Origin of the sequence: Streptomyces sp. BE20 (assembly GCF_036322525.1) — a bacterium.
In the GTDB taxonomy this organism is placed as follows: Bacteria; Actinomycetota; Actinomycetes; order Streptomycetales; family Streptomycetaceae; genus Kitasatospora.
In genome coordinates, this window is sequence record NZ_JAQYWW010000305.1 from 1 (window position 1) to 280 (window position 280).

Consider the following 280-nt stretch of genomic DNA (forward strand, 5'->3'; position numbering starts at 1 on the left):
CCGGAAGCGCCCACCGCCCAGCGCAACTGGCGATTCTGCCAGAAATGCTTCTCCATGTTCTTCTGGGGCTATCCCACCGACGGCGTCTGCCCCTCCGGCGGCGCCCACAGCGCCCAGGGCTACAACTTCGTCCTCCCGCACGACGTACCGGAAGCGCCCACCGCCCAGCGCAACTGGCGATTCTGCCAGAAATGCTTCTCCATGTTCTTCTGGGGCTATCCCACCGACGGCGTCTGCCCCTCCGGCGGCGCCCACAGCGCCCAGGGCTACAACTTCGTCC

Annotated in this window: 1 pseudogene; it reads left to right on the forward strand. The window is 66.8% G+C overall.

Annotated elements, in window-relative coordinates:
- Positions 1 to 54: 54 nt before the first annotated feature.
- Positions 55 to 280 (forward strand): annotated as a pseudogene (locus PUR61_RS01695) (hypothetical protein); the annotation flags it as partial.